Annotated in this window: 10 protein-coding genes; 6 read left to right on the forward strand and 4 right to left on the reverse strand. The window is 62.9% G+C overall.

Annotation, left to right across the window (positions count from 1 at the left end):
* The 3 genes from ACKLNI_RS10935 to ACKLNI_RS10945 are packed head-to-tail and all read right to left on the reverse strand — an operon-like array spanning window position 1 to window position 1,661.
* A complete protein-coding gene (locus ACKLNI_RS10935) occupies window positions 1–576 on the reverse strand; it encodes a cob(I)yrinic acid a,c-diamide adenosyltransferase (protein ID WP_413719099.1) in 576 nt (191 codons plus the stop codon).
* A 1-nt stretch (window position 577) separates the two neighbouring features.
* A complete protein-coding gene (locus ACKLNI_RS10940; RefSeq protein ID WP_413719100.1) occupies window positions 578–781 on the reverse strand; it encodes a twin transmembrane helix small protein in 204 nt (67 codons plus the stop codon).
* A 40-nt stretch (window positions 782–821) separates the two neighbouring features.
* A complete protein-coding gene (locus tag ACKLNI_RS10945) occupies window positions 822–1,661 on the reverse strand; it encodes an SDR family NAD(P)-dependent oxidoreductase (protein WP_413719101.1) in 840 nt (279 codons plus the stop codon).
* 32 nt (window positions 1,662–1,693) lie between these two features.
* Here ACKLNI_RS10945 and ACKLNI_RS10950 point away from each other — a divergent pair, with 32 nt between their 5' ends.
* The gene (locus tag ACKLNI_RS10950) at window positions 1,694–2,101 is read left to right on the forward strand and encodes a GFA family protein (RefSeq protein ID WP_413719102.1); all 408 of its coding nucleotides are present in this window, start codon (window positions 1,694–1,696) and stop codon (window positions 2,099–2,101) included.
* Between the two features lie 3 nt (window positions 2,102–2,104).
* Here ACKLNI_RS10950 and ACKLNI_RS10955 read toward each other — a convergent pair whose 3' ends face one another.
* Window positions 2,105–2,626: an SH3 domain-containing protein gene (locus ACKLNI_RS10955; RefSeq protein WP_413719103.1), complete on the reverse strand. Its 522-nt coding sequence runs from the start codon at window positions 2,624–2,626 to the stop codon at window positions 2,105–2,107.
* Window positions 2,627–2,777: 151 nt separating this feature from the next.
* Between ACKLNI_RS10955 and ACKLNI_RS10960 the strand changes: the two genes are divergently transcribed.
* The 5 genes from ACKLNI_RS10960 to ACKLNI_RS10980 form a co-directional block, all read left to right on the forward strand.
* Window positions 2,778–5,072: a DNA topoisomerase IV subunit A gene (locus ACKLNI_RS10960; protein WP_413719104.1), complete on the forward strand. Its 2,295-nt coding sequence runs from the start codon at window positions 2,778–2,780 to the stop codon at window positions 5,070–5,072.
* 54 nt (window positions 5,073–5,126) lie between these two features.
* A complete protein-coding gene (locus tag ACKLNI_RS10965; protein WP_413719105.1) occupies window positions 5,127–6,314 on the forward strand; it encodes a YjgN family protein in 1,188 nt (395 codons plus the stop codon).
* Window positions 6,314–7,456, forward strand: coding sequence for a M48 family metallopeptidase (locus tag ACKLNI_RS10970; protein ID WP_413719106.1), 1,143 nt, complete (start codon window positions 6,314–6,316; stop codon window positions 7,454–7,456). Before ACKLNI_RS10965 ends, ACKLNI_RS10970 begins: the two co-directional genes overlap by 1 nt.
* 59 nt (window positions 7,457–7,515) lie before the next feature.
* The gene (locus ACKLNI_RS10975) at window positions 7,516–8,151 is read left to right on the forward strand and encodes a hypothetical protein (RefSeq protein ID WP_413719107.1); all 636 of its coding nucleotides are present in this window, start codon (window positions 7,516–7,518) and stop codon (window positions 8,149–8,151) included.
* 70 nt (window positions 8,152–8,221) lie between these two features.
* A partial coding sequence (locus ACKLNI_RS10980) for a GTP-binding protein (RefSeq protein WP_413717734.1) occupies window positions 8,222–8,361 on the forward strand: 140 nt, incomplete at its 3' end.

Consider the following 8,361-nt stretch of genomic DNA (forward strand, 5'->3'; position numbering starts at 1 on the left):
TCAGCTGCGGTTGGCTCCCGGGACCCAAAGCACATCGCCACGTCCTTCGTCGTTGGCAATGCGAGCCGCGACGAAGAACCAGTCGGAAAGGCGGTTCAGATAGGTCACGGCGGCCTCGTTCACTTCTTCCATGGTCGCCAGCTCCACCGTCAGGCGTTCGGCCCGGCGGGCAACCGTGCGGCAGACATGCAGGTGCGTGGCCAGAGGCGTTCCGGCGGGCAGGATGAACGAGCGCAGCGGCTCCAGCCGGGAGATCATCGCGTCGATCTCGGCTTCCAGGCGTTTCGTCTGCTCGGGAACCATCCGCAAGACGGGATAGCCGGCTTCGCCGTCCTTGTGCATGTCGGGCCGGCAGAGATCGGCGCCCAGATCGAACAGGTCGTTCTGGATTCGCGACAACATCGTATCGACATCGCCTTCGGTGGCCAGCCGGGCGACGCCAACGGTCGCGTTCAGTTCGTCCACCGTGCCATAGGCCGTCACCCTCATGGAATGCTTGGCGACCCGCGCGCCGTTGCCCAGCGCGGTTTCGCCTGCATCGCCCGTCTTGGTGTAGATCTTGTTCAGGACTACCATGTCAGCCTCCCCGGCGCACGAGTACGAAAATCAGGATCAGCACGATCGCGACTGCCTGCGCATAGATCCGGTACCGCATGATCCGGTTGGCGTGTTTCCTGTTGAAGTCGCCGCCGCGTGCAAAGCCGCCGATACCGGTCAGCAGGATGCCCAGCACGATCAGGACGGCGATGGCGACGATTATGAAAAGCGGATCATTCAGCATGGCGTGTCACCTAGGGCGGGAAAGGGAAAAAGGAAATGCGTCAGACCTTCGCAAGGATGCGGTCCATGATCCGGGTGGAGAAAATCCGCTTGCCGATCGCGGCGGCCTTGGTGGGCGTGGTGATCCGATAGCGGGCCTTAGGGGTGCGCAGCGTAAGCGCGTCGTGCACCACCGCCGTCACGGCGCTGGCAGGCAGTTCGAACCGGTCCCGCGTTGCATCGGTGCTGTAGAGGCGCGGTTTCAACCGGGACTCGTAGTGTCCGGCGCGGGCCGAATTGCGCCAGTCGATCCATTTCTCGAAATGCGGAACGGAATTCTTGCGAATATCGGAGGTGATGGGACCCGGCTCGATCAGGATGACTTTGATGTTGCTGGAGTGAAGCTCCAGGCGCAGCGTGTCCGCCCAGCCCTCCATCGCGAACTTGGTCGAATTGTAGGCGCCGCGCCATTTCAGCGCTGCGAAGCCGAGGATCGACGAGTTCATCAGGATCCGGCCGTGGCCTTGCTGGCGCATCACGGGAATGACGCGGCGCGTCAGGTCGTGCTGGCCGAAGAAATTCGTCTCGAAGATCGCGCGCAGGGCGTCGCGGGGCAGATCCTCCAGAAGTCCGGGGATCGCGTAGGCGCCGTTGTTGAACACCGCGTCCAGCGTGCCGCCGGTCCGGGACAAGGTCTCGTCCAGCGCGGCGGCGATGCTGTCGGGATCGTCATAGTCGAGCGGGAAGCTTTCCAGCCCCTCGCCTTCAAGCCGGGCGCTGTCTTCTGGCTTGCGACAGGTCGCGAAGACGCGCCAGCCACGCCGGACCAGCCCGTGAGCGGCATCGTAGCCGATGCCCGAGGAACATCCGGTGATGAGAATGGATTTTCGCGTGTCGGACATCTAGGCTGAACCTGATTGCAAGGAGTGGCGACATGACGAAGCATCACGCCCAATGTCAATGCGGGCAACTGACACTGGATGCGGAAAACGACCCGGATTTTGTCATCGCCTGCAACTGCAAGGCTTGCCAGAAGCGGACTGGGGCACCGTTCGGGGTTGGGATGTATTTTCGCAAGGATGGGCTGTCGATCGGCGGGCGGTCGAACAGTTGGGCGCGGCAGGCCGAGTCGGGCCGGATGCTGGAAAACCATTTCTGCCCCGACTGCGGCACCAGCCTGTACTGGACGCTGGAAATGCGGCCCGATCACATTGGTGTAGCCTATGGCTGCTTCGACACGCCGGTGCCGGATCCGATCCGCGCGATCTGGATGCAGGAAAAGCACGATTGGGTGTCGTTTCCCGAGACCTGGCCAAGCTATCCGACCGGCTCTCCGAGCTAGGCGTCAGCCCGGCTGGCTGTCCGTCAGGAATTCGCCGAAGATCCAGCCCGTCACGCGGCCGTCTTCGGCGCGGACCTGGTACCAGCCGTTCTGGTCGTCCAGAACTTCGGCCGCGTCGCCCAGAACCATCTGGCCGACGACCGCATTCCCGGTGCCCGGACCCGAGCGCAGGTTGACGCGCGTTCCCGTCACGTACCAAAGCTCGGCCGTCTCCGCTGCCGCCGCTTCGTTCACGTCATTCCGGGGCTCGATGGCGGCGACCACGCCACGCAGGTTTGACGGCACGCGGTTCGCCCGGTGATCGCGGCCGGCCTGCATGGCGATCTGAACGGCCTGGGCTTCGGTTATTCCGCTGGAAAGCAGGGGCCGGGGCGCCTCGACTTCGGGCAGCTTGAAAGACGCGAGCGAAAATCCCGTCACATCATCCTGTGACTGCCGTGCGACTTCGGGTCTGCGGCTTTCGTTGCCGAAAAGGATCAAAACGCAATAGAGCGCGGCCAGGCAGGCCACCAAATACTTGAACATATCAAATTCCCCCCGGAATTGCCGCGGGGTTACACCCCGGGCATGTGAGCTTCTATCAGATTCGAGAGCCCGGTTGAGGGGGAAATTTTCGCAGTGTCTTTCATGCCACGACCGCTTTACCCTGTCCGATCACGGCGCTATCACATCATCTATGACCGAAGTCAGTGACGACCCCAATATCGAGCCCCGTGATACCAGCGAGCCGCTTCGCCGGGCCATTGGCGATCGCTATCTGACATATGCCTTGTCGACCATCATGCACCGCGCCTTGCCCGATGCGCGGGACGGTCTGAAGCCGGTTCACAGGCGAATCCTCTACGCCATGCGCGAGTTGCGACTCAGCTCTTCGGGAGGCTTCCGGAAGTCGGCGAAGATCTCGGGCGACGTGATGGGCAACTATCACCCGCACGGCGACGCCGCTATCTACGATGCGATGGCGCGTCTGGCGCAGGATTTCAACGTGCGCTACCCGCTGGTGGACGGGCAGGGCAACTTCGGCAATATCGACGGTGATAACCCGGCCGCCAGCCGGTACACCGAAGCGCGGATGACCGCAGCCGCCGAGGCGTTGCTGGAAGGGTTGGACGAGAACGCCGTCGATTTCCGCCCGAACTATGACGGCACCCTGACCGAGCCGGTCGTATTGCCGGCGGCTTTTCCGAATCTCCTGGCCAACGGCTCCTCGGGAATCGCCGTGGGCATGGCCACCAACATTCCACCGCACAACATCGGCGATCTCTGTGACGCGGCGATCCACCTCGCGAAGGCCAAGAACAGCGAACTGGTTCGCGACGACACGCTGATCGAGATGGTCAAGGGACCGGATTTCCCGACCGGCGGCATCTGCATCGAACCGCCCGAGGCGGTTGCCGAGGCGTATCGCACCGGACGGGGCGGTTTCCGGGTGCGCGCGCGCTGGGAGGTCGAGGATCTTGGTCGTGGCCAGTGGCAGATTGTCGTCACCGAAATTCCCTACCAGGTTCAGAAAAGCCGCCTGATCGAGAAGATCGCCGAGACGATCCAGACCAAGAAGGTTCCGATCCTTGGCGATGTGCGGGACGAATCCGCCGACGACATCCGGATCGTTCTGGAACCGAAGTCGCGGAACGTGGATCCGGACGTTCTGATGAACATGCTGTTCCGCAACTCGGACCTGGAGAGCCGGTTCAGCCTGAACATGAACGTGCTGATTGACGGCGTGACGCCGAAGGTCTGCTCGCTGAAAGAAGTGCTGCGCGCGTTTCTGGATCACAGGCGCGAGGTTCTTAGGCGTCGTTCCGAGCATCGCATCGAGAAGATCGAACACCGCCTCGAGGTGCTGGAAGGCTTTATCACAGCCTTCCTGAACCTGGATCGTGTGATCGACATCATCCGCTACGACGACGAACCGAAAGCCGCGCTGATGCGCGAGGACTGGAGCCGCGACTTCGTGCGCGCCACCTCGGAGGCCGACTATGTCTCGCCGCCCAAAGGCGATGGCGAACTGTCCGAGGTTCAGGTCGACGCGATCCTGAACATGCGCCTCAGGTCGCTGCGCCGTCTTGAGGAACTGGAACTGAAGCGCGAACGCGACGAATTGCAGGCCGAATGGGCCGATCTTCAGGACCTTCTGGAAAGCGAGGACCGCCAGTGGAAGGCGATCGGCGACCAGTTGCGCGACGTGAAGAAGCAATTCGCAGATCCGCGGCGAACGACTTTCGCCGAAGCCGCCGAGGTCGAGGACGTGCCGCTGGAAGCGATGATCGAACGGGAGCCGATCACCGTTGTCTGCAGCCAGATGGGCTGGATCCGGGCGATGACCGGCCACATCGACCTGACCCGCGAGCTGAAGTTCAAGGATGGCGACGGCCCGCGCCATATCTTCCACGCCGAGACGACCGACCGGTTGCTGATGTTCGGCTCGAACGGGCGGTTCTATACGCTGTCGGCGTCCAGCCTGCCCGGAGGGCGCGGCATGGGAGAGCCGGTGCGCCTTATGGTCGACCTGCCGAACGAGGCCGAAATCGTCGATCTGTTCATCCACCGTCCCGGTGCGAAGCTGCTGGTCGCGTCAAGTGCCGGCGACGGCTTTGTCGTTGCCGAGGACGACGTGGTGGCGCAGACACGTGCCGGAAAGCAGGTGCTGAACGTGAAGGACGACGTGCGCGCCGCCGTGTGCCGTCCGGTCGATGGCGACCAGGTGGCGGTCGTGGGCGAGAACCGCAAGATGCTGGTCTTCCCGGTCGCCGATCTGCCCGAAATGGGCCGCGGCAAGGGTGTCAGGCTTCAGAAATACAAGGACGGCGGGCTGTCCGATGCCCGGACCTTCACGCTTGCCGACGGCCTCAGCTGGCTCGATCCCGCGGGACGGACCCGTACTGTCACCGATCTGGACGAGTGGACCGGCGCGCGCGCCAGTGCCGGACGCATGGCACCACGGGGCTTTCCTCAAAACAACAAATTTTGACCGCATTTTCCCGTTCAGGTAGTCTGGCACAGCTATTTTGACTGGAATTTCATTATGGATCAGAATTTCGACAAAGCCCTCGCAGGCAAGTACTCGGGCGACGGGCCGGGCATTTTTCGCCTCGCTTTCGTGACTTCGCTTCTAACTCTGCTGACGGTCGGCATCTACCGTTTCTGGGCCAAGACCCGGATCCGAAAGTACATCTGGTCTTCCGTCTCTCTGGAGGGCGACTCCTTCGAATATACCGGCACCGGGCTTGAAAAGCTGCTGGGCTTTCTGGTCGCCATCGTTGTCCTGGCGCTTTACCTGGCGGTGGTCCAGATGGTGCTGTTCTTCTTCGGGATGAACATGTTCTCCGAGCCGGCCTCGATCGAGGAGATGGTGGCCCAGATGGGCGCGACCTACCTGACGATTTTCGCCGTCGCTCCGCTCTGGTTCTTCGCGACCTATCGCGCACGCCGCTACAAGCTGGCACGCACCCGCTGGCGCAGCATCCGCTTTGGCATGGAAAAGGGTGCATGGGGCTATGCGTTTCGTGCGATCGGTCACTGGCTCCTGACGATATCGACGCTTGGCCTCCTGCTGCCGCGACAGACCTTCTATCTCGAAAAGTACATGACGGATCGCAGCTGGTACGGGTCGGCACAGTTCACGCAGGGCGGCAAGTGGACCGCTCTCTATTCTGCCATGAAGCATATTTTCATCGCCATCGGCATCGTGCTTCTTGGGGGGGCCTTGTTGGCCATGGAGAACGCCGCCATTGGCGTGGTTCTCCTTGTTGTCGGGTATATCTGGGGTGCTGTCGGACTTGTGTACTACCGCGTCCGGGCCTTCGCCTATCTGACCGACAACAAGGCCCTTGGTGGCGGAATCGAGTTTCGCGCCAATCCCAGCACCCGAACCCTGATCGGAATCGTCCTTCTTGGCGGCCTTGCGATCGGGGTCGCCGCGGCCGTTCTTTTCGGAGCTGCGGGAACAGTGATCTTCGGCGCTGCCTTGTCGAATGGCGCCGTTCCCTCGGGCGCGATCGCGGTGTTTGCGGTGCTGTTCTATCTCGCGGCTTTCCTTGTCATCGGGGCGCTTTCTCTGGCCCTCGTCACCCAGCCGGTCATCCGGCATGTGGTCGAAACGCTGAGCCTGCCAGACACGAGAGGTCTTGGCGTCATCCGCCAGCGCGCCCATGACGACGGCGCCGATGCCGAGGGCTTCGCGGACGCACTGGATGTGGGCGGCGCGATCTGATGCGCCCTCCCGAGGGACCCGTTGCCGCTGTTTTCTTCGACGGGCAGACGTCCTCGCGGCACGAGGTCTCGGTCAGCGTCGACTGGCGGACTCCGGCGGCGCTGATCCTTGACGGCACGACGCCTGGCCTTCCGCGGCGCTGGCCGCTGGACCGGCTTCGGGCGCTTTCGGACCGGGCCGACGTGAAGACGCTTGTGGTGACGGTCGTCGCCGATACCGAGGACGAGGCCCCGCGGGATCCTGCGCGCCTTGTCATCGCCGATCCGGCGCTTCGCGACTGGATCCGCACCTCGCGTCCCGACCTGTTCCGCCGTGATCTGCGCGAAGGCGCGCGGTTCCGGCTGGCAACACGCGCGATCGGCGCGCTGGCGGCCTTCCTGGTGATCCTTTTCGTACTCTTGCCGCAGATGGCCAACACGCTGGCCGGACTGATCCCGGCCGAGCGCGAAGCCCAACTGGGCAAAGCGACAGTGCGACAGATCGAGATGGTCTTCGGCGGTTCCGGCGGCATTGCTCGCTGCGAGACACAGGACGCGCTGGCGATCTGGAATGCGCTGGCCGAGCGCTTTGTCGACCGTGCGGCATATGACGCGCCGCTGACGGTGATCGTGCTGGACGATCCGATGGTCAACGCCTTCGCCGCACCCGGCGGTCACATCGTGTTCTTCCGAGGAATGATCGACGCGGCGCAAAGCCCGGATGAACTGGCGGCGGTCATGGCCCACGAGGTCGGACATGTCGTTGCCCGGGACCCGACCCGGCTGATGCTGCGCTCGGTCGGTTCGGTCGGACTTCTGGGGCTGCTGCTGGGAGATTTCGCCGGAGGCGGCCTGATCGTCATCCTCGCCGATCAGCTTCTCGATTCCAGCTACAGCAGCGAGGCCGAGTTGCAGGCGGACGCGTACGCCTTCGAGCGCATGGTCGCCGAAGGTATCGATCCCGGTGCGCTGGGCGATCTGTTCGGGCGCTTGCGTGACCGCCACGGGGATGTCGACGGGTTGGTCTCTCATATCGTGACCCACCCCTCGCTCTCGGAGCGGATGGCCGAAGCACGGCGTCAGAGCGAAAGGGTTGGCAACCCGTCTCCCGCTCTGACGGAAGCGCAGTTCGAGACTCTGAAGGCCAGCTGCCGGGGCGATTAGTGGCATTGCAGCCCTCTCTTCGTCGCGCTACCACCAAGTTGGGCATCCGAGGGGGCAATATGAGACAGCAGCTTTTTGCAGCGATGAGCGTTCTGGTACTGGCGGCTTGCGCGGCGGAGGAAGATCTGACGCTTGCACCCGAGCCACTGGGCCAGTTCCGCCTTGGCCATAACATCGCGATTGCGGACAACGTCACCAAGGGTCCCTTCTCGCGCGATTTCACCGAGGATCAGCTTGAAGCCGCCGTCCAGAACGCCGTGGCGGAGCGGTTGCGCCGCTATGACGGCGATGGTCTGTACCATCTCGGGATCGTTATCGGCGGCGTCGTCCTGGCAGCGCCAGGCATTCCCGTCGTCTATGCACCGCGCTCCGCGATGATTGTCGACGTCACGGTGTTCGACAACGACACGCGCAAGAAGCTGAACGAAGAGCCGTTCCGCATCGTCGCGAGCGAGGGTCTGAGAAACGCGGCCCCGATCATCGGTTCGGGCTATGTCCGGTCCGCGGACGAGCAGTTGGAAAACCTCGCTAAAGAGGTCGCCAAGGCGATCGAGGAGTGGCTCCGGGAAAATCCGTCCTGGTTCGCTCCCCGCGAAGGGCAGGTTCGAGTACCCTATGATATCTCGGTCGACGCGCCGGAGATTGACGCGTCTTCGACAACGGATATCGCCGAGGCGGCGCAAGAGGCGAACTGACGCTTGATTTTCCCTGCCCGATGCCCTAGGTGCGCCGCGATACGGACCCACCCAAGAAGGCAATAGGGCGATGGCAAAGGCAAAGTTTGAGAGAACGAAACCGCACGTTAACATTGGCACGATTGGCCACGTTGACCATGGCAAGACGACGCTGACGGCTGCGATCACGAAGTATTTCGGCGAGTTCCGCGCGTATGACCAGATTGACGG

This window comes from Silicimonas lutimaris (genome assembly GCF_047314965.1).
Taxonomy (GTDB): domain Bacteria; phylum Pseudomonadota; class Alphaproteobacteria; order Rhodobacterales; family Rhodobacteraceae; genus JAVJUV01.